This is a genomic window from Arthrobacter sp. KUASC02, from assembly GCF_059739395.1.
This window is the reverse complement of sequence record NZ_AP046053.1, coordinates 1,875,703-1,901,885: the sequence shown is the minus strand read 5'-3', so window position 1 is coordinate 1,901,885 and position 26,183 is coordinate 1,875,703. Positions and strand designations below refer to the sequence as shown.

The following is a 26,183-nucleotide window of genomic DNA, read 5'->3' as shown; positions in this document are numbered from 1 at the left end:
GGCTGCGGTGCGGGCGCCATGGTTGTGGGGTTTGGGTTCTTGGGTTCAGCGGGGGTCGTCAAGGCGGTACTTCGCCAGCTTCTCCGGATCGATCTCGATCCCGATCCCGGGAGTCTGCCTGGCAAGGAGCCTGCCGTCCACGATTTCCAGCGGTACGGCCAGGAGGTCGTCACTCATGTCCAGGAAGTTGGACAGCTCCCCCGCGCGCTGCGTTGTGGACTTATAGGCAGCCCCGAACGTGACGGTGCAGAGCGTGCCGAGCTGGCCGTCGATCTGGTTGCCCATGACCACCTCCACACCGAGGCCGTCACACTGGAACAGCACCCGCTGCGAGTGCGAAAAGCCCGTGCGTGCCGTCTTGATGCTGACAGCGTTGGCGGCGCCGGAGAGCAGCGCACGGGTAACTTCGCCCGGCGTCGTGGCGCTTTCGTCCGCCACGAACGGCACGGGGCAATGCTCCACCAGCCACTTGCGGCCCAGCACGTCATCGGCGGGACACAGCTCCTCGGCAAGCGTGAGGTCAAGGTCCGCCATGGCATTGAGTGCCCGGAGGGACTCCGACGGCGTCCAGCCCCGGTTGCCGTCGATGTACAGCTCGATGTCCCCGCCAAGGCCTTCCCGCAGGGCCCGGCAGACGTCGACGTCGAGCATGAAGGGCTTCCGGCCCACCTTGACCTTGAAGGTGGTGATCCCGTACGTCCCGCGCATGCGCTCCGCCTCGGCCACCATCCTGGCGGGCTCGGCGAAACCGAGCATGTGGCTGACCCGCATGCTGTCCGAAAAACCGCCCAGCAGGGCGGTCACGGGCTGGCCGAGGGTCTTACCCATCACATCCCAGAGCGCCATGTCCAGGGCTGACTTCGCGGTCGGGTTGCCCACCGTCCTGTCCATTACCGCGTGAATGGCTTCACGGTCCATGACGGACATGCCGACAATCGACGGCGCGAACAGAGTACGGATCGCCGCGACGATGGATTCCTGCGTCTCACCGTAGGTGAACGGGCGGGCCGGCGCCTCGGCCACACCCACGATTCCGTCGTCGCTGAAGACCCGGACCAGGACGTGCAGCGCGGTATGCACCTCGCCGCTGGCGAAGCGCAGGGGCTTCGTATACGGAATGGCGAACGGGATCGCCTCGATGGCAGTGATTTTCACGGGAGCCTTCCGGTCCGGGTGGTTGTTGCTTCAACAGCGTAGGGCCGAATTTGGCATCCAACAAATACTCAATTACGCCAATTTCAGACGCTGAAAGTCTGAATAGCCGCCTAGCCAAACCTAGGCAAATGCCTAGTGTGACGTGCACCACCCGCTGGCAGACTGGGGTCCACTCACCTTTGACCGACCGATCATTCGGCGGTCCGCCGGGCACTGCAGCCCGGCGATCCGGGCAACGCCGCCCGATACCGATAGGAGCCAACATGACAGAGACCCTGGCGGGCATCCAAGCCCACCTCGACCAGGCCCTTGTGGAGGATCTCGAGAACGGCATCTTCCGCGCCAAGCGGAGCATCTTCACGGACGAAGACCTGTTCGAGCTCGAAATGAAGCACATCTTCGAAGGCAACTGGGTTTATCTGGCCCACGACAGCCAGATCCCCAACGTGGGCGACTACTTCACCACGTACATCGGCCGCCAGCCGATCATCATCTCCCGCGACAAGCAGGGCGAACTGAACGCCCTGATCAACGCGTGCAGCCACCGCGGCGCCATGCTGTGCCGGCGCAAGACAGACAACCGCACCACGTTTACCTGCCCCTTCCACGGGTGGACCTTCAACAACACCGGCAAGCTGCTCAAGGTGAAGGATCCCCGCGACGCCGGGTACCCGGAACAGTTCAACAAGGACGGCTCCCACGACCTGACCAAGGTGGCCCGGTTCGAAAGCTACCGCGGCTTCCTGTTCGGCAGCATCAACCCGGACGTGCTGCCCCTGGAAGCCCACCTCGGCGAATCCACCAAGATCATCGACATGATCGTGGACCAGTCCCCCGACGGCCTGGAAGTGCTGCGCGGCGCATCCACGTATACGTACGACGGCAACTGGAAACTGCAGGCCGAAAACGGCGCCGACGGCTACCACGTGTCCGCCACGCACTGGAACTACGCCGCCACCACCGCACGCCGCACCACCGGCGAGTCGGCCAACGAAACCAAGAACATGGATGCCGGCGGCTGGGCCAAACAGAAGGGCGGCTACTACTCCTTCGACCACGGCCACCTGCTGCTGTGGACCGAATGGCTGGACCCCAGCAACCGCCCGCTGTTCGACCGCCGCGACGAGCTCGTGGAGAAGTACGGCGAGGCCAAGGCCGACTGGATGATCAACATCTCCCGCAACCTCTGCCTGTACCCGAATGTGTACCTGATGGACCAGTTCGGCTCGCAGATCCGGCACTTCCGCCCCATCTCCGTGGACAAGACCGAAGTGACCATCTACTGCATCGCGCCCAAGGGCGAAAGCGACGAAGCACGGGCCAGCCGCATCCGCCAGTACGAGGACTTCTTCAACGCCTCCGGCATGGCCACCCCGGATGACCTTGAGGAATTCCGCTCCTGCCAGAAAACCTACCTGGCCACCGCAGCGCCCTGGAACGACCTCAGCCGCGGCGTCACCCACCAGATCCAGGGCCCGGACGCCAACGCAGAGGTCATCGGCCTCAAGCCCATCTCCAGCGGTGCCCGGACTGAAGATGAAGGGCTCTATCCGATCCAGCACGGCTACTGGGTGGAGACCATGCGCAAGGCGGCAACCGCCGATGCCGCCGAAGCAGCAGACGCTGCAACCCGGAACTAGACCGGAACGAGACCGAGGAGAACCCCATGACCCAGACCACCGACGTCGCAAACCCGGACGCTTCCGAGGCTGCAGGCGGCCTCGCCACGCTGGAGGAAATCCGCGCGTTCCTGTACCGCGAAGCGCGGTTCCTGGACGACCGCGAGTTTGACCGCTGGCTTGATTGCTACCACCCCGAGGCAGAGTTCTGGATGCCCGCCTGGGCCGACGACGACGAGCTCACCAGCGACCCCAAGCGCGAAATTTCACTGATCTACTACGCCAACCGCGGCGGCCTTGAGGACCGCGTGTTCCGGATCAAGACGGACCGTTCCAGCGCAACCAGCCTCCCCGAACCGCGGACGGGCCACAACATCACGAACGTTGAGGTCATCGGCTGGCACGGCGAGCAAGTGGACATCCGGTTCAACTGGCACACGCTCTACTACCGGTACCAGAACATCGATCCGTACTTCGGCACCTCGTTCTACACGATCGATTACTCCGGCACGCAGCCGGTGATCACGAAGAAGAAGGTCGTCCTCAAGAACGACTATATCCACCACATCGTGGACGTTTACCACATCTGATTTTTCGAACGAATCGAGCCCCCATGAGTTACCAGATTGCCCTCAGCTTCGAGGATGGCGTCACACGGTTTGTGACCGCGAACAAATACGAGACCGTTGCTGACGCCGCGTACAAGAACCGCATCAACATTCCGTTCGACTGCCGCGACGGCGCCTGCGGCACCTGCAAGGCTTTCTGCGAATCCGGCAAGTACGACGGCGGCGATTACATTGAGGAGGCCCTCACCGACGACGAAGCCGAGAAGGGCTTCTGCCTCCCCTGCCAGATGGTCCCGGAGACCGACCTTGTGCTGCAGATCGCCGGCACGTCCGAGATGGCCAAAGCCGGCGCCACGGCGTTCGAGGGCACCGTCAGGGACCTGACCTGGTTCGCGGACAACACCGCCGCACTCACGCTCAGCGTGGAGAACCGCGGCGACCTGAAGTTCCTTCCCGGCCAGTACATGAACTTCGCCGTGCCCGGCACAACGGCAGCCCGCTCTTACTCATTCAGCAGCGGCCCGTCCGCCGAGGAACTCCGGTTCCTCATCCGCACGGCTCCTGACGGCGCCATGACCACCTACCTCAAGGAGCGCGCCGCGGTCGGGGACACCATCCCGCTCACCGGGCCCATGGGCAGCTTCTTCCTGCGCGACATCAAACGGCCGGTGCTCATGCTGGCCGGCGGCACCGGAATCGCACCCCTGCTGTCCATGCTGGAAAAGATCGCCACTGGCCTCGAAGAACCCCCTGCTTATCCCGTACACCTCGTCTACGGCGTCACCTTCGACAAGGACCTCGTGGAGCTGGAAAAGCTCCAGCAGTACGCCGGCGCCATCGAGAACTTCAGTTTCGACTTCTGCGTGGCCGATCCGGCGAGCGCCGCCGTCAACAAGGGGTACGTGACCCAGTACATCACCGCCGCCCAACTGAACGACGGCGACGTGGACGTCTACCTCTGCGGTCCGCCCGCCATGGTGGACGCCGTCCGCAAGTACTGGGACGTCCAGGGGATCACACCCGCCAACTTCTACTACGAGCGCTTTGCCGTCGGCAGCACCGTGGCAGCCCCCGCACTCACGGGAGCCGTCGCTTGAACCCGGCAAACCTCGCCGGCGGCAGGCCCCGGGCCATCAGCCCGGGCCGGTTCGCCGGAAAGGTTGTGGTGGTGACCGGGGCTGCCCAGGGCATCGGGCGGGCCGTCGCAGCACGCGTCGCGGCCGAGGGAGCAGACACCGTCCTGGTGGACCGCGCCGACCTCGTCCATGACGCCGCCGGGCAGATCGCGGCGGATGGCGGCTCCGCGTCCGCCGTCACTGCGGACCTGGAAAGCTACGCCGGGGCCGGCGCCGCCATCGACGCTGCGGTGGCCCGCCACGGACGGATCGACGTCCTGATCAACAACGTGGGCGGCACCATCTGGGCCAAGCCGTTCGAACATTACGAGCCGGAGCAGATCAGCCTGGAAATCCAGCGCTCGCTGTTCCCCACATTGTGGACATGCCGGGCCGTTATGCCGCACATGATCAGCCAGCAGGGCGGCGTGATTGTGAACGTAGCCTCCGTGGCCACACGCGGCGTCAACCGCGTGCCGTATGCCGCGGCCAAGGGCGGCGTGAAAGCCATCACGGCCGCGCTGGCCCTTGAGGCCGCCCCGCACGGAATCCGCGTGGTGGCCACTGCTCCGGGCGGCACTGAAGCGCCGCCCCGCAAGGTGGCCCGCGGACCCCGGCCCGAGAGCGAGACGGAAAAGGCCTGGTACCGGCAGATCGTGGAGCAGACCATCGACTCCTCGCTCATGAAGCGTTACGGCACCCTTGACGAACAGGCCGGCCCCATCGTGTTCCTGGCCTCGGACGAAGCCTCGTACATCACCGGCAGTGTCCTGGCCGTCGCCGGAGGCGACCTGGGCTGATTCGGCCCAACGTTTTTTGCAGCACCCCCGGCTAAAACCCGCCCGGCCGCAATGACGCGGCCCAAGCACTGGAGCCCACTATGAACGCTCTATCCGCATCCACTGATGCAACCCGCAAGAAAACCGTCCGCTGGGTGATAGCCGTTGCTGCGGCTGCCCTGCTGTTCGACGGCTACGACCTCGTGGTCTACGGAACCGTGGTCTCGTCGCTTCTCAGGGACCCGTCCCAGCTCGGCGCGCTGGACGCCGCCCAGGCAGGTGCGCTCGGCAGTTATGCACTGATGGGCGTCATGGTGGGAGCCCTCACCGCCGGCGCGGTGGGCGATTTCCTGGGCCGCCGCAAAATGATGCTCATCAACATCGTCTGGTTCTCCCTTGGGATGGCCTTCACCGCCATGGCTGCCAGCGTCCCGGCCTTCGGCATCCTCCGGTTCCTCACCGGGATCGGCGTCGGTGCCCTCGTCGCAACGGCGGGCGCCGTCGTCGCCGAATTTGCCCCCGCCGGGAAGCGCAACTTCTACAACGCGATCGTCTACTCGGGGGTGCCTGCCGGCGGCCTGCTGGCGTCGCTCCTCGCCATCATGCTGGGCGGAGTCACCGACTGGCGGGGCCTGTTCATGATCGGCGCCCTCCCCCTGGTCATCCTGTTCCCGCTGGCGTACTTCAAGCTGCCGGAATCGCCCAGGTGGCTCCTGGCCCGGGGACGCACGGAGGACGCCATCCGGTTGTCCGTGAAGACCGGCATCCCGCTGGAAGACCCGGCGACAGGCGGCCCGGCCGCAGGGTCGGCCCCAGGCATGGCAACAGGCAACGCAACCGGCAACGCAACAGGCCACGCAACCGGCAAGGCAGCGGGCGCCGGCACCGTGGCGCCGCCCCCGGCGGTCGGCAGGGGCGGCCGCCAGCTGGCCGGATTCGCTGCCCTGGCCAGCGGGAACTACCGCACGCCCACCATTCTGCTCGGTCTCATGAGCTTTTGCGGGCTGCTCCTGACCTACGGCCTGAACACCTGGCTCCCGGAGATCATGGGACAGCACGGCTACGGAAAAACGTACTCGCTCACCTTCCTCCTGGCCCTGAATGCCGGTGCGGTCATCGGCGGGCTCGTCGCCTCCCGGTCGGCCGACCGGTTCGGACCCCGCGCCATCGTTGCCACCACGTTCGTCATCGCCGCCGGCGCCCTGGTCCTGCTGACCTTCGACTTCCCGTTGCCGGTCCTGCTGGTTGCCGTAGCCTTCGCCGGCGTGGGGAGCCTGGGCACCCAGGTGCTCGTATACGGATTCGTCTCCAACTACTACCCCACTCCGGCGCGGGGTGCCGGCGTCGCCTGGTGCGCAGGATTCGGCCGGCTCGGCGGCATCTTCGGCCCCCTCGTCGGCGGCTTCCTGATCAGCGCCCAAGCACCCAGCAACGTGGCATTCATCGTCTTTGCCGCGGTGGCACTGGCCGGCGGCGTGGTCACCGTCTTCGTCCGCCGGCACCGAAGCTCCGGTGTCGACGGCGGAAGCGGCCGCGCCGATGTTCAACAGGTGCCTGTTCCCCAGGATTCCGTTCCCCGGGAATCCGTTCCCCAGGAATCCGTTCCCCAGGGTTCGGGGCACTGGGGAGCGTGACCGGGTCCGATACCCTTAGGAACCATGCCTGACAACGACGCCGGACAGTTCCCGAGCGGGCGGACACGGCAGGGCCGGCAATTGCTGGACCTGCTCGAGTCCGCCCGCTGCGGCGCGCCCGCCCAGGCTGTGATCACCGGCGCCGCAGGCATGGGCAAGACCGCCCTGGCCCGCGCCTTCCTCGGGCATCCGGACGCCGCCCGGGAGGGCACCGTTGTGCTCAATGCCGCCGGGGCGCTCTGGGAAACGCACCGGGACTTCGGGGTGGTCGAGCAACTGCTCGCACCGTGCCCAGGCACAGATACGGGCACATACACCGGCCCGGACACTGTCACGGGCACCGGCCCGGGGCCAGACGCAGGCGCTGGCACCTCTGAACCTTCCGCCCGCCCCGCCGATGGGGTACGGCGCCATGGCGACATGCTCCTCGCCGCCTTCAACCGGCTGGCCGCCAACGGCCGAATGCTGATCGTGTGGGTGGACGACCTCCATCTGGCGGACGTTCCCTCCCAGCAGGCACTCCTGTACGCACTCCGCAGGGTAGGTCCGCTGCCGTTGCTGACCATCGTGTGCCTTGACCCGGATGCCGGGCCCACCCAAAGCGCCGAAATCACAGGGAACACGGAGACCACAGGGAACACACGTAGCCGAGAGGAGTCAAAATACACAGAACTGCGGTCCGGGCTGACCGCCCTGACGGAGCTGCACCGGGCCACAGCCATCCACCTCCAGCCGCTGACCGCGGACGAGGTTGCGGCGATGTGGGACGGCTCCGCCGGAGCCGGCCTCCCGGCGTCGGCCGCCCGCATGCTGGTGGAACACACGGGCGGCAGCCCGGCGCTGATCCTCCCGTTGCTGGAACAGTTCCCGGTATCCGTCTGGTCCGGGAGCCCGGAGACGTTTCCGGCCCCCGATAAATGTGTCGCCTCGGTGGCGGCCACCCTCCGCCGCCTTCCGGCGGCGGCTGCTGCGCTGACGGAGGCGGCAGCCGTCCTGGGAATCCGGTCACGGCTCGCCCTGGCAGCGGAGCTGGCCGGAGTGACGGACGCCGTTGCCGCCCTCGACCCCGCTGACGCGGCCGGCCTCCTGCGGGTGAGCATGACCGGAGCCGAAACATGGCTGGCCTTTCCGCGGCCGGTACTCCGCGCGGCCGTGTACGGGCAGCTCGGCCCGGGCCGCCGTGCGGCCCTCCACACCGCCGCCGCCGACATCCTGCCCGCACCGGTCCAGCAGCTGAAACACCGCGCCGCGGCAGCGCTGCTGCCCGATGCTTCCTTGGCAGCGGAACTCCGAACAACAGCCGAAGGCTTTGCGGCCTCCGGTGCCTGGCACCGGGCGGCTGACGCCTTCGCCCAGGCAGCACGGCTCAGTCCGCTGCCTGCGGATCGCGAAGCACTGATGATCAGGGCAGTCGATGCCATGGTGGGCGCAGGCGAGCTCCCCCGGGCCGTCGCGGCGCTGGACGCCCTGGAGGCCTTCGCCCCCGGCCCAGGCAGCGATGCGGTCCGGGGCTACCTGGCCATCCTGCGCGGCCGTCCGGCGCAGGCGGAGGCCCTGCTGCAGAAGGCCTGGACCGCCGTCGACCCCGCTTCCGGTGCCGGCACGGCCGGCAGCATCTGCCAGCGGCAGGTCCTGCACGCCCTGGCCCGCTTCCACGGGAAGGACCTGGTGATGTGGGCAGAGCGGGCACGCAGGCACTCTCCTCCGGGAAGCCCGCCTGCGGTGGAGGCGCAGGCCATCGAAGGACTCGGACTGGGCGCCATGGGCCGCTACGCCGAGGCCGATCAGAGTTACCGGGACGCGGACAGGTTCCCCGAGGCCGGTGCCCAGCGCCAACGGACCGACACGGGCAAGGGCTGGCTGCACCTTGCCCGGGACCGGGTCGAAGAGGCCCGGGCCGAGCTGGCGGGGGCAGTGCCCACCGAATTCGCCCACGGATCACAGCGCATTTCGCTGTGGGCGCAGGGCTGGCTGGCCCGGGCGGATTTCGCCTTGGGCGCCTGGGATGACGCGCTGCAGACCGTCGACAATGCCGTTGGCCTGCAGGAGGAGTCCGGGATCGAACTCCTCCGGCCGCTGCTGCATTGGAGCGGAGCCCAGATCCATGCCTTGCGCGGCAACTGGGGCGCCGCGGAGCACCATCTGGAACGCGGGGCCGCCGCCGCCGACAGCTACGCCACCATGCTGCTGCCGTCGTGCCTTGCACGGGCACAGGTCGCTGAAACAAAGGCCGATTACGACGGCGTCATCCGCGCGCTGCTGCCGGTGTTGCGGATGCAGCGGGACGCGGGCATTGATGAGCCGGGTTTCTGGCCGTGGCAGGACCATTACGCCAATGCCCTGGTGATGGTGGGCCGGGTGGCCGAAGCCGATGCGTTCCTCGCTCCGCATGAAGAGCTGGCCGCCAGCCGCGGGCACCGCTCCACCCTGGCACGGCTGGCCTACGTCCGCGGGAGGATCCAGGCCGCCGCAGGAGACCTGGAGGCCGCCCGCAGCAGCTTCCAGGGCGGCCTCGCCCGGCTGGACGGATTGCCGATGCCGTACGCGCGTGCACGCGTCAAGTTCGCCTACGGCCAGGCGTTCCGCCGGGCAGGCAAGCGCCGGGAAGCCGCAGCCGTCCTCGCCGAAGCCCGTGAGCTGTTCGCCGTTTTGGGAGCCCAGGCCTATGTGGACCGCTGCTCCCGTGAAATGCGGGCCAGCGGCGTGAGCTCCGGCGGGGCCGCCACAGTGCAGGGAACCGAGGACCTCACGGAACAGGAGAAGGCCGTGGCTGCCCTCGTGGCTTCCGGCCTGAGCAACAAGGAGGCCGCGGCGGAACTCTACGTCTCGGTCAAGACCGTGCAGTACCACCTGACCCGGATCTACGCCAAGCTGCGGATCACCTCGCGCTCGGGACTGGCTGCTGCCTACCCGGGCAGGCTGCCGGAGGCCGGCACGTAGCCGGCCGGGGACGTGCCGGCGCTGAACACAGCGGGCGGCCCCGGCCGCAGTAGACTGTGTCCAGCCATGACTTTTCATATTTCCTACCCCGCCGAGCTGCCGGTCTCCGAGCGCCGCGAGGACCTGATGGCCGCCATCGCGGCCAACCAGGTGACGATCATTGCCGGCGAGACCGGCTCCGGCAAGACCACCCAGATTCCCAAGATGTGCCTGGAACTGGGCCTGGGCGACAACGGACTGATCGGCCACACCCAGCCGCGCCGGCTGGCCGCACGCACGGTGGCCGAGCGCATAGCCGAGGAACTCGGCGTCGAAATCGGCCAGGAAGTGGGCTTCCAGGTCCGCTTCACCGGCGAGGTCAGCCGCAACACCAAGGTCAAGCTCATGACCGACGGCATCCTGCTGGCCGAAATCCAGCGCGACAAGCTGCTGCGCAAGTACAACGCCATCATCATCGACGAAGCCCATGAGCGCAGCCTCAACATCGACTTCATCCTCGGGTACCTCAAGCGGATCCTGCCGCAGCGCCCCGACCTGAAGATCATCATCACCTCCGCCACCATCGATCCGGAACGGTTCGCCAAGCACTTCGGCACCGAGGAGGATCCCTCCCCCATCATCGAGGTGTCCGGACGGACGTTCCCGGTGGAAATCCGGTACCGGCCGCTGTCCCAGCCGGCGGGCGGCGCCGGATCCGGCGATGACGACGAAGCGGTAGCTGCCTCCGACGACGAACTCGAGGAGGACCGCGACCCGCTCGACGCCGTCTGCGACGCCGTCGACGAACTGGCCCTCGAAGCCCCGGGCGACATCCTGATCTTCTTCTCCGGCGAGCGCGAAATCCGCGACGCCGCCGAAGCCCTCAACGCCCGCATCCAGTCCAACCGGAGGCTGGCCGGCACCGAGGTGCTGCCGCTCTTCGCCCGGCTGAGCCTGCAGGAGCAGCACAAGGTCTTCCATCCCGGCAGCAAACGGCGGATCGTGCTGGCCACCAACGTCGCCGAAACGTCGCTCACGGTGCCCGGCATCAAATACGTCGTAGACACCGGAACCGCGCGCATCTCCCGGTACTCGCACCGGACCAAGGTGCAGCGGCTGCCCATCGAACGCGTGTCCCAGGCCTCGGCCAACCAGCGATCCGGGCGCTGCGGCCGTGTGTCCGACGGCATCGCCATCCGGCTGTATTCGGAAGAGGACTACGAATCCCGGCCGCAGTTCACGGATCCCGAAATTCTCCGCACCAACCTCGCGGCCGTCATCCTGCAGATGACCGCCATGGGTGTGGCCCGCGGGCCGAAGGACGTGGAGAACTTCCCGTTTGTTGAGCCGCCGGATTCGCGCGCCATCAACGACGGCGTCACGCTCCTGCGCGAGCTGGGCGCCCTCAGCGCCGCGCGTCAGCAGGAGGAGACCGGCGACGGCGGCGGACGCCCGGGCGGGCGATCGGCCGGCGGCAGGAACAGCGGCGGGCTGACCGCCGTCGGGCAACAGCTTGCCCAGCTGCCCGTGGACCCGCGGCTCGGCCGGATGATCGTCGAGTCCGGCAAGCGCGGCTGCGTCCGCGAGGTCATGATCCTGGCCGCGGCGCTCACCATCCAGGACCCTCGCGAGCGTCCAACCGACAAGCAGCAGCTCGCCGCGGAGAAGCACGCGCGCTTCCGGGACGAAAACTCGGACTTCACCGGCTTCCTCAACCTCTGGAACTACCTCCAGGAGAAGCAGCAGGAGCTGTCCTCCACGGCCTTCCGCCGGCTCTGCCGCGCCGAGTTCATCAACTACCTGCGGGTCCGCGAGTGGCAGGACCTCTTCGCCCAGCTCCGCCAGCTCGCCCGCCCGCTGGGCATCAGCCTGGACAACAAGCGCCTGGCCGATCCCGTAGGCAACCACGAGGGCATCCACATCAGCCTCCTCTCGGGCCTGCTCAGCCACATCGGCATCCTCGACGAGCGCAAGCGCGAGTACGCCGGCGCCCGCGGCAGCCGCTTCGCGGTCTTCCCGGGCTCGGCGCTGTTCAAGAAGTCCCCCACGTTCGTGATGGCGGCAGAACTGGTGGAAACGAGCCGGCTGTGGGCCAGGGTTGCGGCGAAGTTCGATCCGCTCTGGGCCGAGCAGGTGGCCCCGGACCTGGTCAAGCGCAGCTACAGCGAGCCGCACTGGTCCAAGAAGATGGGCTCGGTGATGGCCCACGAGAAGGTCACCCTCTACGGGGTGCCCATCATCCCCAGCCGGCGCATCAACTACGGCAGGGTGGACCCGGAGCTCTGCCGCGAGCTGTTCATCCGCCACGCCCTGGTTGAGGGCGACTGGCAGACCCACCACAAGTTCTTCCACCGCAACCGGGCACTGCTCCATGAAGTCGAGGAGCTCGAGGCACGGATGCGGCGCCGGGACATCTTGGTGGACGACGAGACGCTGTTCGAGTTCTACGACGCCCGGATCGGCAAGGACGTCGTCTCCGAGCGGCACTTCGACAAGTGGTGGAAGGATGCACGGCAGCAGGACCCCGGCCTGCTCGACATCGAGAAGTCCCTGCTGATCAGCGAGGACGCCGCGGCCCTTGACGATTCGGCCTACCCGAAGACTTTGCTACACAAGGGCTTCGAACTGCCCCTCAGCTACGAGTTCCACCCCGTCGCGCCCGGTTCCCCGCCCAACCCCTCCGACGGCGTCACGGCCGAGGTGCCCGTGCTCTTCCTGAACCAGCTGGACGACGCCGCGTTCCGCTGGCTCATTCCGGGCCAGCGGGTGGAGCTGGTCACTGCCCTGATCAAGTCGCTGCCGAAACAGGTCCGCAAGAACTTCGTTCCCGCCCCGGACGTCGCCCGGCAGGCCGTGGCCGCCCTGGAGGCCGGCTTCGATCCTGCCGCCGACGAGCTGGAGCCCTCGCTTGAGCTGGTCCTGCGGCGGATCCGCGGACAGGTCATCCCGCCGGGTTCATGGAACTGGGCCGCCGTGCCGTCCCACCTTCGCGTGAGCTTCCGCGTGGTCGATTCCAAGGGCAAGACGCTGGATGAGGGCAAGGACCTGGCAGAACTGCAGGAACGGCTTGCCCCGGCCACGCGGCGGGCGATCGCCGAGTCCCTGGGCGCCACTCCGGTGACGACGGCCCCCAAAGGCCCGAAGGGTGCGCAGCGGGGGCAGTCCGCGCAGGCCCCGAAGAACTCCGGAGGCTTCACGCCGTCCCCGGACGGTGCCGCAGCACCCGGCTTCGCAGAGAAGTCCGGGCTGACGGACTGGACGTTCGGAACCGTGCAGCGCCAGGTCCAGGGCATGGTGAAGGGACACACCGTTACCGGTTACCCGGCCTTGGTGGATGAGGGCGCGTCGGTTGCCCTCCGCCTGTTCCAGACCGCGTCCGAACAGGAGCTGGCCATGCGCGGCGGCGTCATCCGCCTGCTCGCGCTGAAGGTGCCCGCGCCGGACCGGTATGTCCTGGAGCACCTGAACAACACCGAGAAACTGACATTCAGCCAGAATCCGCACGGTTCGGTGTCGGCCCTGATCGCGGACTGCGCGCTGGCCGCGATCGACAAGCTCACGCCAGCCGAACTGCCGTGGGACGAGGCGTCCTTCAAGGCCCTGTACGAACAGGTCCGGGCCGAGCTCATCGACACAGTGTTCACTGTCACCGCAGTCGTCGAGCGCATCCTCGCCAGCACCCGCCGGATCGAAAAGCAGCTCAAGGGGACCACCAGCCTGGCCCTGATCAGCGCACTCAACGATGTTAAGAGCCAGCTCGAACAGCTCGTCTTCCCCGGCTTTGTGGCACGCACGGGCTACGCCCAGCTCAGCCAGCTGCCGCGCTACCTGGCCGCGATCGAGAAGCGGCTGGAGAAGCTGCCCGGCAACGTCCAGCGGGACGCCTTGCACATGGCCGCGGTGCAGGCCTTGGAAGACGACTACGACGACGCCGTGTCGGCGCTGCTGCCGGGCCGCCGGGCCGGGACGGAGTTAACGCAGGTGCGCTGGATGATCGAGGAGCTGAGGGTGAGCCTCTTCGCCGTCGAGCTCGGAACGGCCTATTCCGTCTCCGAGAAGCGGATCCGGGCGGTCCTGAATAAGGCACTGGCCCCGGCGTAGCCCCCGCCGGGGAACCACACCGGGGCCAGCCCCGATCAAAACCGGAATGGCGCAGCAGCTCTCAGGCCGCGGGCACGTGATCGCCGTGGCCGGCCTGGCGGAGACCTTCGCGCAGCTTCTCCGCGTTGGCGTCAAGCTGTGCGGGGTCGGGGTGCTGGTCCACGGAGCCGAAGTCGTAGTCGGCCATGGAGTTGGAGGGCCACACATGGACGTGGAGGTGGTTGACCTCGTAGCCGGCCACGATGAGCCCTGCCCGTGCGGCATCAAAGACGTCCACCTGGACGGCGCCGATCTTCTGCGCAACTTCCATCACCCGGGTCAGCAGCGCGGTCGGGGCGTCCGTCCAGCGGTCCACTTCCTCTGTCGGAACCACCAGGGTGTGTCCGTCGGCGAGCGGTCCCATGGTCAGGAACGCCACCACGTCCGGTTCGCGCCAGACGAAGCGTCCGGGGATCTCGCCGTTGATGATCTTGGTGAAAACGGTGCTCATGCGTCTGCCTTTTCCGAAGGGGTTCCGAGGGTGCTGGTGTCCAGGACAAAACGATACTTGACGTCTCCGGCCACCATGCGGTCATATGCCTCGTTCAGCTGTTCGGCACCCACCACCTCGACGTCGGAGACAACGTTGTGTTCGGCACAGAAGTCCAGCATCTCCTGGGTCTCGGCAATGCCGCCGATCAGAGAACCCGCGTAAGCGATCCGGCGCCGGATCAGCGCCCCCGGATTGACGGGCGGCATGACTCCGGAGGGCAGGCCCAGCTGGAACAGCGCGCCGTCCCGGCGGAGGGTCCGGAAGTAGGGGTTGAGGTCGTGCGGTGCCGCCACCGTATCGATGATGACGTCGATGGTCCGGCCGGCGGCCGCCATGGCCGCCTCGTCGCGTGACAGGACAACCCCGTCGGCACCGAGCTCCTTCGCAGCGGCGACCTTCGATTCCGAGGTGGTGAACACTATGACGCCGGCCCCCATGGCCTTGGCGAGCTTCACGGCCATGTGGCCCAGACCGCCCAGGCCCACCACACCCACCACGTCACCGGCTTCGAGGCCGAAGTGCCGCAGCGGGGAATACGTGGTGATGCCGGCACAGAGCAGCGGCGCGACGGCTGCGGGGTCGAGGTTTGCGGGAACCCGCAGCACGTAGCGGCGGTCCACCACCACCGAGGTGGCGTAGCCGCCCTGGGTGATGGCGTCCCCGTTGCGGGCATCCGTAGCACCGTAGGTTCCGGTCATGCCGTTTTCGCAGTACTGCTCGAGCCCGTCCAGGCAGCTTTCGCATTCGCGGCAGGAGTCCACCAGGCAGCCCACCCCCACGAGGTCACCCGGCGCGAAGTCGTCCACGGCGGCACCAACGCGGCTGACCCGGCCCACGATTTCATGGCCAGGCACCAGCGGGTACTTCGGCGACCCCCACTCGCCACGCGTCGCGTGCACGTCCGAATGGCAGAGGCCGCAGAACTCAATGGCGATTTCGACGTCGTCGTCCTTCGGGGCGCGGCGGGCGACGGTGAGCGGGACCAGGCCGCTGTCGCTTGCTGTGGCCCCGTAGGCTGCGGCCAGCCGCGGGAGTGCGGGCGGCGCGGTCTGGCTGGCGTCCCGGAGCGGCGGAGTGCCGGGGAGCGGCTTGGCGAGGGGCGGCGGTACAGGGCGTCCGGGAGTCATGCTCCGACGCTACCCCCGCCCCCGGCCGGCGTTCCAATCCGGCGTTCCAATCCGGCCAGGCCTACGGGGCCGCTCCCGTGGCCACCGCGTTGGCGGGATCGTTGGACCACTGCGAGAACGAGCCCGGAAACAGTGCCGCGGGGAACCCGGCGATTTCGAGGGCAGCGATTTCGTGTGCCGCCGTGACACCCGAGCCGCAGTACACGGCGGTGGGCACATCCGGCCGGACGCCCAGGGCGGTGAAACGCTCGCGCAGCTCCTCCGGCGGCAGGAACCGTCCGTCGGCTCCAATGTTCGCCCCCGTGGGGGCACTCACGGCGCCCGGAATGTGCCCTGCCCGCGGATCCACCGGCTCGACTTCGCCGCGGTAGCGTTCGCCCGCCCGCGCGTCCAGCAGGACACCCCGTTCCGGCCACTGTGCGGCCTGGGGCGCATCGATGACAGGCATCGCACCGTCGGTGAGCGTGACGTCGCCCAGCGAAGCCTGCTCGAGGCCGCCTTCCACGGCGTATCCGGCCGCGCGCCAAGCGGACAGGCCGCCGTCGAGCAGGAAAACGTTGGGCATCCCGGCGTTGCGCAGCATCCACCACAGCCTCGCGGCGGCAGTTGCACCCGTGTCGTCATAGGCCACCACGACGTCGTTGTCCCGGATACCCCAGCACCGGGCCGATTCCTGGAACTGCTGCAGCGGCGGCAGGGGATGCCGTCCCTGGGCGGGGTCCGCCGGCCCGGCCAGCCTGGAGGGCAGGTCCACGTAGACGGCACCGGGAATATGCGCCTCAAGGTAATGCTCACGGCCGTGGGGGTCGCCCAGCGCCCAGCGCACATCCAGCAGAACGGTGCGCTTGCCGGAGGTCATCCGGTGGTTCAGCGCGGACACGTCCATCAGGGGGTTCATCAAATCTCCTTTGGTTCGGATGACAGGCCGTCCGGCCCGGTCCGCAGACGCGGGCGGGTAGCCGGTTCCCACTGTAGCCGTGGACGCCGCCGGTCCCGGGTAGGCTGAATCGGTGAACACAGTGGGTAACCGTGCGGGCAAGCAGGACCGGGCGTGGGCGGATGAAGCCGTCCGCAGGATCAACGCCGAAAACAACAGATCAGCGGACACGCACCTCTACTCCGTCCCGTTGCCGGAGCACTGGGGAGTCCAGCTGTACCTGAAGGACGAATCCACGCACCGCTCCGGGAGCCTGAAGCACCGGCTGGCGCGCTCACTGTTCCTGTTCGGCCTGGTCAACGGCTGGATCCGGGAAGGCACCACCATCGTGGAGGCTTCCAGCGGCAGCACGGCGGTCTCCGAGGCCTACTTCGCACAGCTCCTCGGCCTGCCGTTCGTCGCCGTCATGACCCGCACCACCAGCCCCGAAAAGATTGCCCTGATCGAGCAGTTCGGCGGCTCCTGCCTCCTGGTGGAACACGCCTCGGAGGTGTACTCCGCTGCCGAGGAAGTCGCCCGGACCACACGCGGCCACTACATGGACCAGTTCACCTATGCCGAGCGGGCCACGGACTGGCGGGGGAACAACAACATCGCCGAATCCATCTTCGAGCAGCTTGCCCTCGAAGAGCACCCGGTCCCCCGGTGGATTGTGGTGGGCGCAGGCACCGGCGGCACCAGCGCCACCATCGGCCGCTACCTGCGGTATCACCGCCACGGCACGGAGCTCGCCGTCGTGGACCCTGAGAACTCAGCCTTCTACCCGGGCTGGCGGGACGGCGTCGCCGGCTTCAGCACCGGCATGCCTTCCCGGATCGAGGGCATCGGCCGGCCGCGCATGGAGCCCAGCTTTGTTCCCGCCGTCATCGACCACATGATCCAGGTGCCGGATGCGGCGTCAGTGGCCGCCATGCGGCACCTGTGGGAGCTGGCCGGGCTGCACGCGGGCCCGTCCACCGGGACCAACCTCTGGGGCGTGTGGCAGCTGATCGCCGGGATGGTCGCGGAGGGCCGGCGCGGCAGCGTGGTCTCGCTGATGTGCGACGCCGGGGACCGGTACGCCGGCAGCTATTACAACGAGGAGTGGCTGCAGGCCCGCGGGCTGGATCCCAGGCCGCACGAGGCCGTCATCAGGGAATTCTTCGAAACCGGAACCTGGCGGGCCTAAACCTCCACCGAGTCTCCGCTGGAAAGGTGGCTGTACTCGGTGCCGTACTTGGCTCCCAGGCGCTTCACGTGACCTTCGATGAGGCCGAGTCCGGTCTCATTGAGCAGGGCGTCGTGGATGGGGAACGCCTTGGCGGCCCGGACTCCGATGACGAAATCCACCACCTCGCCGACTTTGTTCCAGGGCGCGTGGACCGGGACCAGGAGGGTCCGGACCCCGATGCCGTCCGGAATCACAAACGAGTCGCCCGGGTGGTACACGTTGGAGTCAATCAAGTATCCGATGTTGGCCACCACGGGGATCTGGGGGTGGATCAGCGCGTGCTGTCCGCCGAACGTCTGAATGTCGAATCCCGCCGCGGTGAACGTTGAACCGGGCTCGACGTCCCGGATCCGGGACTCGGCAAACGGCGCCTCGGCCCGCAACTTGGCGGCTACTCCCCCGGGGGCAAAGACCAGGAGCGAGTCGTTGCCCCGCAGGGCTGAGACCACGGCAGGAACGTCAATATGGTCGCCGTGTTCATGGGTGACCAGGACCGCCCCGGCGGCGTGGAGGGCCTCGCCGGTTTCGGAGAACGTGCCGGGATCGAGCACCAGCACGTGCCCGTCCTTCTCGAGCCGGACACAGGCGTGGGTGTATTTAGTCAACTTCATGGAGCCAGCCTAGGGCGGCCTGCGCGGCAGTGTCCACGAACCCGCCCGCGCACCCGTCCGACAGGTCCCGGCTGGTAATCTTGGACATTGCACCACCCCTGAGGGAAGCGAGTTATTCCATGGCCCACGGCGCCAAGGCCGACGCCACAAAGCTATCCGCACCGGCACCCGCCGGCGGCCGGGAGCAGCGTGTCACCAAGCAGCGAGTGGCCGTGAGCGCCGCCCTGGACGAGCTTGACGACTTCGTCAGCACCCAGGAGCTCTACCGGATCCTGCAGAACCAGGGCACTTCCGTTTCACTGGCCACTGCCTACCGGATCCTGCAGTCGCTCGCCGACGACGGGCTGGTGGACGTCCTGCGCAACGGTGAGGGCGAGGCCGTCTACCGGCGGTGCGCCGTTACCGGCCATCACCATCACCTGCTCTGCCGCAACTGCGGCAAGGCCGTGGAAGTGGAGGCGCCCGCCGTGGAAACATGGGCTGCGCGGACGGCCGCGGAACACGGTTACACCGAGGTAGCCCACACCGTGGAGATCTTCGGCCTGTGCCCGGACTGCACGGCCCGGAAATCCGCCGCGGGCTAAGGGGCACCGTAGCAGCCACCGGGGCGCCGCCGGCCTGGCCCGGGAGCTGCCGGCCTAGGAGGCTTCAGCCCCGGCCGGAAGGACCCGGCCGTTGAGGCCGCGGCCGGCCCGGACGCCGCCGATGATCCGGCAGACCACGTAGATCAGGAATGACAGGGTGGTCACGTACGGGCTGATGGGGATCCGCCCGCCGAGGGCAAGCAGGATGCCGCCCACAGTAGCCGTCACCGCGAAGGCCACGCTGAGCATCACCACCAGCCGGGGCGAGGAGGTCACGCGAAGCGCCGCGGCGGCCGGAGTGATCAGCAACGCGAGCACCAGGAGCGCCCCCACCACCTGGATGGACAACGCCACGCTGATGCCCAGCAGCACCATGAAGCCGATGCCGAGTGTCCGGACAGGCACACCCCGCGCTTCCGCCACTTCCGGGTCCACGCTGGCAAACGTGAGCGGGCGCCAGATGGCCACCAGCGCCAGCATCACCACGAGGGCGGCCGTGGCCAGGACCTGCAGCTGAACTGTATCCACGGATACGATCTGCCCCGTCAGGAGGCCGAACTTATTGGATGCCCGACCCTCGTAAAGGGAAAGAAACAGGATGCCCAGGCCCAGGCCGAAGGGCATGATGACGCCGATGATGGAGTTCTTGTCCCGGGCCCGGACCCCCATCACACCCAGCAGCAGCGCCGCCAGCACCGAACCGATCAGGGATCCGAAGACGATGTCGGCTCCGATCAGCAGCGCGAAGGCGGCACCGGCGAACGACAGTTCGGAGATTCCGTGGACGGCGAACGCGAGGTCCCGTTTCATCACGAAGGTTCCGACCAGGCCGCCCAGCAGTCCGAGCAGCGCTCCTGCCCAGATGGAGTTCTGGACCAGGGCCAGGAGCTCGCCGTAGTTATCGAAATTGAAGATGGAGCCCAGGATGCTGTCCAAATCCACTTAGCCCACCTCTCCTGCCACCGAATGCGCGTCCTCGTGGTGGTGCGTGGCCCCCTCCGGGAGCCCCACCACGATCATCCGGCCGTTGGCACGGATGACTTCGACCCGGCTGCCGTAAAGCCCGGAGAGCACTTCGGTAGTCATCACTTCTGCCGGCTTGCCCACGCGGAAACGTCCGCCGGCAAGGTAGAGGACGCGGTCCACGTAATCGATGATCGGATTGATCTCGTGCGTTACGAAGACCACGGCGCTGTCCTGCGTGCGGCACTGCTCGTTGATGAGCGCGCTGACGGCCTGCTGGTGCTGAAGGTCAAGGGAAAGCAACGGCTCGTCACAGAGCAATATCTGCGGATCGGCGGCCAGCGACTGGGCAACCCTCAGCCGCTGCTGTTCGCCGCCGGAGAGCTGGCCCACCGGAACGTTGGCATACTCGGCGGCGCCCACCAGGTCCAGGAGTTCATCGATCCTGCGGTTGGCCTTTGCTGCACCGAGCCGCAGTCCCCAGCGGTGGCCGTCAACGCCCAGCCCCACCAGGTCCCGGGCGCGAAGGGGCGTGTCCGGGGCAAAGGATTTCTGCTGCGGAATGTAGCCGATCAGGTTGCTGCCGCGTTCCACCGGACGGCCGCCCAGCGCCGCTGTCCCGGAATGGAGTTCCTGCAGTCCCAGCAGGACCTTCAGGAACGTGGTTTTGCCGCTGCCGTTCGGGCCGAGGACGGCAAAGAACTCGCCGGGATTGATATCGAGGTCCAGGTCCTCCCACAGTGTCCGTTTGCCGAACTTCAGGGTGGCTCCACGGAGGCTCACTACCGGTTTCAACGTTCTTTATCCTCGATTCATACGGGGCGAAGCGCCCCCACCATCTTAGGACTGCCAGTCCGTGGATGGTTCAGCACACGGCTTCCCGGGGCGGAATGCGCCCCGCGACTACTTGCCCAGGGCCTGCTTGATGTTGTCCACGTTGCTGCTCATCCACTGTACGTAGGTCTTGCCCTCGGGAAGGGTTTCGCTGAAGTCCAGCACCGGGACGCCGGCACCCTCGGCTGCTTTCTTGAGGGCCTGGGTCTGCGGGCTTTCCGTTTGTGTGTTGTACGCCAGGAACTTGATGTCCTTCGAACCGGCCAGTTCCGTGGCTTCCTTGAGGACCGCGGGCGGCACGTCGGAGCCTTCCTCGATGGCGGCCGTGTAGTCGGCAGGGGTCTTGTTCACGAGGCCGGCAGCCTCGAGCAGGTAGAGCGGTACCGGTTCAGTAACGGCGACGGGCGCCTTGGCCGCCGTCGTGGCAAGTCCGGCAGCCTGGGCATTCAGCCCGGCGATCTCTTTTTTGAACGAGTCGGCGTTGGCCTGGAAGGTCGGGGCGGACGCCGGCTCCAGCGCTGCGAGTTTGGCTTCGACGGCGTCGGCCAGCTTTGTCATGGCATCCAGGCTGTACCAGACGTGTTCGTTGAATGCTCCGTCGTGGGAGTGTCCGTGATCGTCGGCCTCGGCCGTGGACGCTGCCGAGGGCTCCTCTTCAGGGGCCAGCCCGGAAACCTCGACGGCGCTGATGATGTTCTCGTGGCCCAGGTTGCTGTCGTCGGCCAGCTTGTGCATGAAGTCGTCGTAGCCGCCGCCGTTTTCCACCACCAGGCGGGCCTTCGAAACCGCCAGCTTGTCCTGGGTGGTGGCTTCGTAGGAATGCGGGTCCTGGCTCGCCTTGGTGATCAGTGCCTTGACGTTCACTTTGTCGCCGCCGATTTCCTTGACGATGTCGCCGTACACGTTCGTCGAGGTGACCACCTCGACGGTGCCGGGATCCGCCTGCGGGCCGGCCGACGTCGTACTGCAGGCTGAAAGCAGCAGGCTCAGGCCGGCAAGGGCGGTGGCGGAAAGGGCTGCGGAACGGCGCACGGAAGGACCTCGGATCTGGTTATCGGAAAACTTGCCACATGAGAATCAGGAGCATTAGCAACAAGACGAGTGTAGCCCTAAATAGGAATGATTCCTATTTAGGGCTACAGCATCCGGCGCGGGGCTACTCTCCGTCCGGCTGGCCGAGCCGGCGGATGCCCTTCGCCTGGGTGGCATCACGGATCTCGCCCACGAGCTGCTCGATCACGTCTTCAAGGAACAGCACGCCCTGGGTGTTGCCGTCCGGTCCGATGACCCGCGCCAGGTGTGATCCGGTGCGCTGCATCACGGACATGGCCTTTTCAATCTCGTCATCCATGGCCAGGTTCGCCAGGGACCTGATCCGGCTCTCGGCAATCGGGTGTTCGTATCCCGCCTCCGGAATGGACAGCACATCCTTGATGTGAAGGTAGCCCGAAAGCATGCCGTCCTCGTCCATCATCGGGAACCGGGAGAATCCGGTGCGGCTGACGGCCTTTTCGAACTCCACCGGCGTGGTGGGCGACTTCATCATGACCAGCTTGTCGAGCGGGACCATGATGTCCGACGCCGTGTGCTCGGAGAATTCAAGCGCACCGGTGATCAGGCCGGCGTCGTCGTCCACCAGCCCGTGCCGGGTGGATTCCTGCACGATCGACTGGACCTCCTCCAGCGTGAACGAGGAGTTGACCTCGTCCTTGGGCTCAATCCGCATCAGGCGCAGGATGTGGTTGGCGGACCAGTTGAGGGCCGCAATCACCGGGTTCACCAGCCGCGCAATGAACATCAGCGGCGGCGCCAGCAGCAGGGCTGCCTTGTCCGCAACGGACACCGAGATGTTCTTGGGCACCATCTCGCCGAACGTCACATGGAGGAAGGTCACCACCAGCAGGGCCACGGTGAACGCCACGATGTCCGCCAGCTCCATCGGCATGCCGACGGCTTCAAGGGGAACCGCCATCAGATGGTGGATGGCCGGTTCTGCCACCTGCAGGATCAGCAGGGAGCAGACCGTGATGCCCAGCTGGGCACACGCGAGCATGAGGGACACGTTTTCCATGGCCCGCAGCGTCGTCTGCGCCCGCAAGGAGCCGGCCTCCGCCAGCGGCTCGATCTGGCTCCGCCGGGCGGACATGACCGCGAACTCGGCCGCCACAAAGAAAGCGTTGCCGAACAGCAGGACCACCAGCCAGAGAATTCCTGCCCAGTCGCTCATGCCGTGCCTCCCTGGCCGGCCGCGTGCTCTTCGCCGCGGACCGGGGAAGGCTTGAAGCAGATCCGGTCGATCCGGCGTCCGTCCATCCGGGTCACACTCAACGTGCCCCCGCCGACGTCCACTTTGTCCCCCACTGCGGCGATCCGGCCGAGCTGGCTCATGACGTAGCCGCCCACTGTTTCGTAGGCAGATTCGTCAGGCACCGTCAGCCCGGGAATCTGTTCCGAGAGTTCATCCGGGCGCAGGAGCCCGGGGAAGTACCAGTCCCCCGATGCACTCTGCAGCAGGCCGGGACGTACCTTGTCGTGTTCATCCGCGACCTCCCCGACGATTTCCTCCACGAGGTCCTCGAGGGTGGCGATGCCGGCCGTGCCGCCGTATTCGTCAAGCACGACGGCCAGCTGCATGTTTCCCTCGCGGAGTTCCGCCAGCAGGGCATCCAGGTGGATGGTTTCGGGAACCCTCAGGACGTCCGTCATGATGGCGCCTGCCTCAAGGTTGGCGCGCCGGTCTGAAGGGACGGCGATTGCCTTCTTGACGTGGACCAGGCCGCGGATGTCGTCGGCGGACTCACCAATGACCGGGAAGCGTGAATACCCGGTCCGCCGTGCGGCGTCCACAATGTCCGAAACCGGCTGCCCGGCGGCAATGGTCTCAACCCGGATCCTGGGGGTCATCACGTCGGCCGCAGTCCGGCCGGAGAATTTCAGCGTCCGGGCGATGAAGTTGGCCGTTCCCGGGTCAAGTGTTCCCATGGCAGCGGAGCGCCGCACCAGGGATGCCAGTTCGGCCGGGGTTCGGGCGCCGGAGATCTCCTCCTTGGCTTCGAGTCCGAAGACGTTCAGCACTCTGTTGGAGAAGCCGTTCAGCACGATGATGGCAGGCTTGAAGACGGCGGTAAAGACCAGCTGCGGACGGGCGACGGCCTTGCCGATCGGCAGGGACAGTGCAATGGCCATGTTCTTGGGCACCAGCTCGCCGATCAGCATGGACCCCAGGGTGGCGATGGTCATGGCCATCACCAACGAAACGGAAGCAGCCGCGGCTTCCGGAACACCCGCCGCGGCCAGCGGACCTTCCAGCAGCTTTCCGACGGACGGTTCCATGACGTAGCCGGTCAGCAGGGTGGTCATGGTGATCCCGAGCTGGCAGCTGGATAGTTGGGTGGACAGTGATTTGAGGCATTTGAGCAGCGGCACGGCCGCTGCGTCGCCGCTGTCGACGGCGCGCTGGACCGTCGCCTGGTCCAGGGCGACGAGGGAAAACTCGACGGCGACGAAGAAACCCGTGCCAAGGATGAGCAGGATGCCTGCAATAAGGAGTAGCCATTCCATCAGCGGTTTGCCTCCGGCGAGGAGGCCGGCCACGGAGCGGCTGGAGAAAGGGAGGTGCTGCCGGGGAAACCGCCCGGCGGAGGATGGTCGGCCGTTGCCGACCCTGTTTCCTGGAAGGCTGCGGCGTGGACTGCTGCAGAATGATGGGCGCGTGAACGGGGTTTGCCGGCTCTGTGGGTGGACTGCGGGGAGCTGGTATTCATGCTCCGCTGACAGCCCCCAGGCCGGCACCTAGATTTACTGTCCATAAGAATGTCAGTCTACAGGAGCACCCCTCACCAGCTTTGCGGAACAGGCCGGCCCTCCTCGTAGCCGGCAGCGGACTGGATTCCTGCCACGGCACGCTCGCGGAATCCGGCGAGGTCCGCTGCGCCGGCATAGCTCATGGAACTGCGGAGCCCTGCGGTGATCATGTCCACCAGGTCTTCTACGCCGGGCCGGGCGGGGTCCACGTACATGCGTGACGTGGAGATGCCCTCTTCGAAAAGCGCCTTCCGGTCCTTTTCAAAAGCGCCCTCGCGCTGGTTCCGGTTCTGCACCGCCCTGGCCGAGGCCATGCCGAAGCTCTCCTTATATTGGCGGCCGTTTGCGTCCGACTGCAGATCCCCCGGGCTTTCGTGGGTTCCCGCGAACCACGAACCGATCATGACCTGGCTTGCTCCGGCCGCCAGCGCCAGGGCAACGTCCCGCGGATACCGCACGCCGCCGTCGGCCCAGATCCGCCCGCCGGCGGCGCGTGCCGCCGCGGCGCACTCCAGCACGGCGGAGAGCTGGGGACGGCCCACGGCCGTCATCATGCGCGTGGTGCACATGGCCCCCGGACCGACGCCGACCTTGACGATGTTCGCGCCGGCGCCGATCAGTTCCCGGGTTGCATCCGCTGTCACGACATTGCCCGCCACGATGGGTACGGCCGGGTCCAGTCCGCGGACAGCCGCCAGCGCGTCGAACATCTTCTGCTGGTGGCCGTGGGCGGTGTCGATGACGAGGACGTCCACGCCGGCGGCCAGCAGTTCCGCCGCCCGGCCCGCCACGTCACCGTTAATTCCGACGGCGGCAGCCACCTTCAGCTTTCCCGCCGCGTCCAGGAGTGGCCGGTAGATAGTGGAACGAAGCGCACCCTTGCGGGTGAGGACTCCGGCGAGGGAGCCGTCCTGGTGGACCGGGGCGAAGTCCGTGCCTGCGGCGTCCATGGCGTCGAAGGCCTTCCGCAGGGAAGCGTCAAGGATCCCCGCGCCCGTCCCGCCCGCGGACTGGCTCCCCGGGCCGAGCGCGCCGGCGTCCAGCACCAGCGCCTGCCGCATGACCGACGCGAGGGAGGCAAAACGGTCCTGCCCCTCGCAGTCCGCAGCGCGGACCACACCGGCAACCCTGCCGGCGTCGTCCACTACCACCACTGCACCGTGCGGCCGTTTGCCCATCAGGTGGAGGGCGTCGATGACCGTCTCCGAGGCCAGCAGGCTGACCGGAGTTTCAAAAACGGTATGCCGCGACTTGATCCAGGCCGTGACGTCGCGGAGCACATCAAGCGGAACGTCCTGCGGCAGGACGGCCAGCCCGCCGCGCCGGGCCATGGTCTCGGCCATGCGCTTTCCCGTCACGGCCGTCATGTTGGCCACCACCAGCGGGATGGAGGACCCGGTGCCGTCATCGGCCGCAAGGTCCACATCCAGCCGCGACGTGACGTCCGAACGCGAGGGCACCAGGAAGGCGTCCGAGTACGTCAGGTCGGTGGTCGGTTCACTCAAAAAACGCACGGCAACTCCTCGTCGAAAGGGATACTCAGTGCGAGTCTAGGAGCTTATTCGCGCAATAGTTTCGCCGCTACATGATTTGGGTCACCCTTATTGGCAGTTAACCAAGGATCGTCACTAGACTGGCAAAGGTCTGGGTTCACAGGACGCAGAGACTGGTTCGATTGTTGTGCTGAGGC

The 26,183-nt window shown here is 67.1% G+C and carries 20 protein-coding genes; 9 read left to right on the top strand and 11 right to left on the bottom strand.

From position 1 onward, the window contains the following. Window positions 1-45: 45 nt before the first annotated feature. Window positions 46-1,155, bottom strand: a complete 1,110-nt coding sequence (locus tag AC6JAC_RS08665; RefSeq protein WP_497964301.1) for a mandelate racemase/muconate lactonizing enzyme family protein — start codon at window positions 1,153-1,155, stop codon at window positions 46-48. A 263-nt stretch (window positions 1,156-1,418) separates the two neighbouring features. Here AC6JAC_RS08665 and benA point away from each other — a divergent pair, with 263 nt between their 5' ends. The 7 genes from benA to hrpA all read left to right on the top strand — a co-directional run bounded on the left by benA (window position 1,419) and on the right by hrpA (window position 13,891). Continuing rightward, window positions 1,419-2,795 carry a benzoate 1,2-dioxygenase large subunit gene (gene benA / locus AC6JAC_RS08660; protein ID WP_497964299.1) on the top strand — a complete coding sequence of 459 codons (1,377 nt, stop codon included), beginning with the start codon at window positions 1,419-1,421 and terminating at the stop codon, window positions 2,793-2,795. Between the two features lie 26 nt (window positions 2,796-2,821). After that, entirely contained in the window at window positions 2,822-3,364 is a 543-nt protein-coding gene (benB, locus tag AC6JAC_RS08655; protein ID WP_497964297.1) for a benzoate 1,2-dioxygenase small subunit, read from the top strand. A 23-nt stretch (window positions 3,365-3,387) separates the two neighbouring features. Then, a complete protein-coding gene (gene benC / locus AC6JAC_RS08650) occupies window positions 3,388-4,440 on the top strand; it encodes a benzoate 1,2-dioxygenase electron transfer component BenC (RefSeq protein ID WP_497964295.1) in 1,053 nt (350 codons plus the stop codon). Continuing rightward, entirely contained in the window at window positions 4,437-5,258 is an 822-nt protein-coding gene (locus tag AC6JAC_RS08645; RefSeq protein ID WP_497964293.1) for a 1,6-dihydroxycyclohexa-2,4-diene-1-carboxylate dehydrogenase, read from the top strand. The genes benC and AC6JAC_RS08645 overlap by 4 nt, the downstream gene beginning before the upstream one ends. A gap of 80 nt (window positions 5,259-5,338) precedes the next feature. Beyond that, complete coding sequence (locus tag AC6JAC_RS08640; protein ID WP_497964291.1) at window positions 5,339-6,871, top strand: MFS transporter; 1,533 nt, start codon at window positions 5,339-5,341, stop codon at window positions 6,869-6,871. A 24-nt stretch (window positions 6,872-6,895) separates the two neighbouring features. Then, window positions 6,896-9,811, top strand: a complete 2,916-nt coding sequence (locus AC6JAC_RS08635) for a helix-turn-helix transcriptional regulator (RefSeq protein ID WP_497964289.1) — start codon at window positions 6,896-6,898, stop codon at window positions 9,809-9,811. Between the two features lie 66 nt (window positions 9,812-9,877). Then, the gene (gene hrpA, locus AC6JAC_RS08630; protein ID WP_497964287.1) at window positions 9,878-13,891 is read left to right on the top strand and encodes an ATP-dependent RNA helicase HrpA; all 4,014 of its coding nucleotides are present in this window, start codon (window positions 9,878-9,880) and stop codon (window positions 13,889-13,891) included. 61 nt (window positions 13,892-13,952) lie between these two features. Here hrpA and AC6JAC_RS08625 read toward each other — a convergent pair whose 3' ends face one another. The 3 genes from AC6JAC_RS08625 to AC6JAC_RS08615 all read right to left on the bottom strand — a co-directional run bounded on the left by AC6JAC_RS08625 (window position 13,953) and on the right by AC6JAC_RS08615 (window position 16,448). Then, window positions 13,953-14,381 carry an HIT family protein gene (locus AC6JAC_RS08625; RefSeq protein WP_028270121.1) on the bottom strand — a complete coding sequence of 143 codons (429 nt, stop codon included), beginning with the start codon at window positions 14,379-14,381 and terminating at the stop codon, window positions 13,953-13,955. Next, complete coding sequence (locus AC6JAC_RS08620) at window positions 14,378-15,550, bottom strand: NAD(P)-dependent alcohol dehydrogenase (RefSeq protein ID WP_497964285.1); 1,173 nt, start codon at window positions 15,548-15,550, stop codon at window positions 14,378-14,380. Before AC6JAC_RS08620 ends, AC6JAC_RS08625 begins: the two co-directional genes overlap by 4 nt. Window positions 15,551-15,611: 61 nt before the next feature. Continuing rightward, window positions 15,612-16,448 carry a sulfurtransferase gene (locus AC6JAC_RS08615; RefSeq protein WP_497964283.1) on the bottom strand — a complete coding sequence of 279 codons (837 nt, stop codon included), beginning with the start codon at window positions 16,446-16,448 and terminating at the stop codon, window positions 15,612-15,614. A 112-nt stretch (window positions 16,449-16,560) separates the two neighbouring features. On the opposite strand from AC6JAC_RS08615, the gene AC6JAC_RS08610 reads away from it, so the two are divergent. Then, window positions 16,561-17,655 carry a PLP-dependent cysteine synthase family protein gene (locus tag AC6JAC_RS08610; RefSeq protein ID WP_497964281.1) on the top strand — a complete coding sequence of 365 codons (1,095 nt, stop codon included), beginning with the start codon at window positions 16,561-16,563 and terminating at the stop codon, window positions 17,653-17,655. Here the strand turns inward: AC6JAC_RS08610 and AC6JAC_RS08605 are convergent. Further along, window positions 17,652-18,308 carry an MBL fold metallo-hydrolase gene (locus AC6JAC_RS08605; RefSeq protein ID WP_454698900.1) on the bottom strand — a complete coding sequence of 219 codons (657 nt, stop codon included), beginning with the start codon at window positions 18,306-18,308 and terminating at the stop codon, window positions 17,652-17,654. The two genes, AC6JAC_RS08610 and AC6JAC_RS08605, sit on opposite strands and share 4 nt — an antisense overlap. A gap of 119 nt (window positions 18,309-18,427) precedes the next feature. Here AC6JAC_RS08605 and AC6JAC_RS08600 point away from each other — a divergent pair, with 119 nt between their 5' ends. After that, window positions 18,428-18,892: a Fur family transcriptional regulator gene (locus AC6JAC_RS08600; RefSeq protein ID WP_028270126.1), complete on the top strand. Its 465-nt coding sequence runs from the start codon at window positions 18,428-18,430 to the stop codon at window positions 18,890-18,892. A 54-nt stretch (window positions 18,893-18,946) separates the two neighbouring features. Here the strand turns inward: AC6JAC_RS08600 and AC6JAC_RS08595 are convergent, their stop codons facing one another. The 6 genes from AC6JAC_RS08595 to AC6JAC_RS08570 form a co-directional block, all read right to left on the bottom strand. Continuing rightward, the gene (locus AC6JAC_RS08595; protein WP_028270127.1) at window positions 18,947-19,834 is read right to left on the bottom strand and encodes a metal ABC transporter permease; all 888 of its coding nucleotides are present in this window, start codon (window positions 19,832-19,834) and stop codon (window positions 18,947-18,949) included. Beyond that, complete coding sequence (locus tag AC6JAC_RS08590) at window positions 19,835-20,638, bottom strand: metal ABC transporter ATP-binding protein (protein WP_028270128.1); 804 nt, start codon at window positions 20,636-20,638, stop codon at window positions 19,835-19,837. A 120-nt stretch (window positions 20,639-20,758) separates the two neighbouring features. After that, window positions 20,759-21,721, bottom strand: coding sequence for a metal ABC transporter solute-binding protein, Zn/Mn family (locus AC6JAC_RS08585; protein ID WP_497964278.1), 963 nt, complete (start codon window positions 21,719-21,721; stop codon window positions 20,759-20,761). A gap of 124 nt (window positions 21,722-21,845) precedes the next feature. Then, a complete protein-coding gene (locus AC6JAC_RS08580; RefSeq protein ID WP_028270130.1) occupies window positions 21,846-22,916 on the bottom strand; it encodes a hemolysin family protein in 1,071 nt (356 codons plus the stop codon). Further along, window positions 22,913-24,250, bottom strand: a complete 1,338-nt coding sequence (locus AC6JAC_RS08575; protein WP_028270131.1) for a hemolysin family protein — start codon at window positions 24,248-24,250, stop codon at window positions 22,913-22,915. The genes AC6JAC_RS08580 and AC6JAC_RS08575 overlap by 4 nt, the downstream gene beginning before the upstream one ends. A gap of 275 nt (window positions 24,251-24,525) precedes the next feature. Then, the gene (locus AC6JAC_RS08570; RefSeq protein WP_497964275.1) at window positions 24,526-26,007 is read right to left on the bottom strand and encodes a GuaB1 family IMP dehydrogenase-related protein; all 1,482 of its coding nucleotides are present in this window, start codon (window positions 26,005-26,007) and stop codon (window positions 24,526-24,528) included. Window positions 26,008-26,183: the final 176 nt, after the last annotated feature.

Bases quoted from the DNA above. Each gene is read 5' to 3' on its own strand.
- benA (WP_497964299.1), top strand. From the start codon at position 1,419: ATGACAGAGACCCTGGCGGGCATCCAAGCCCACCTCGACCAGGCCCTT.
- benB (WP_497964297.1), top strand. From the start codon at position 2,822: ATGACCCAGACCACCGACGTCGCAAACCCGGACGCTTCCGAGGCTGCA.
- benC (WP_497964295.1), top strand. From the start codon at position 3,388: ATGAGTTACCAGATTGCCCTCAGCTTCGAGGATGGCGTCACACGGTTT.
- AC6JAC_RS08640 (WP_497964291.1), top strand. From the start codon at position 5,339: ATGAACGCTCTATCCGCATCCACTGATGCAACCCGCAAGAAAACCGTC.
- AC6JAC_RS08635 (WP_497964289.1), top strand. From the start codon at position 6,896: ATGCCTGACAACGACGCCGGACAGTTCCCGAGCGGGCGGACACGGCAG.
- hrpA (WP_497964287.1), top strand. From the start codon at position 9,878: ATGACTTTTCATATTTCCTACCCCGCCGAGCTGCCGGTCTCCGAGCGC.
- AC6JAC_RS08625 (WP_028270121.1), bottom strand. From the start codon at position 14,381: ATGAGCACCGTTTTCACCAAGATCATCAACGGCGAGATCCCCGGACGC.
- AC6JAC_RS08620 (WP_497964285.1), bottom strand. From the start codon at position 15,550: ATGACTCCCGGACGCCCTGTACCGCCGCCCCTCGCCAAGCCGCTCCCC.
- AC6JAC_RS08615 (WP_497964283.1), bottom strand. From the start codon at position 16,448: ATGAACCCCCTGATGGACGTGTCCGCGCTGAACCACCGGATGACCTCC.
- AC6JAC_RS08605 (WP_454698900.1), bottom strand. From the start codon at position 18,308: ATGAAGTTGACTAAATACACCCACGCCTGTGTCCGGCTCGAGAAGGAC.
- AC6JAC_RS08600 (WP_028270126.1), top strand. From the start codon at position 18,428: ATGGCCCACGGCGCCAAGGCCGACGCCACAAAGCTATCCGCACCGGCA.
- AC6JAC_RS08580 (WP_028270130.1), bottom strand. From the start codon at position 22,916: ATGAGCGACTGGGCAGGAATTCTCTGGCTGGTGGTCCTGCTGTTCGGC.
- AC6JAC_RS08575 (WP_028270131.1), bottom strand. From the start codon at position 24,250: ATGGAATGGCTACTCCTTATTGCAGGCATCCTGCTCATCCTTGGCACG.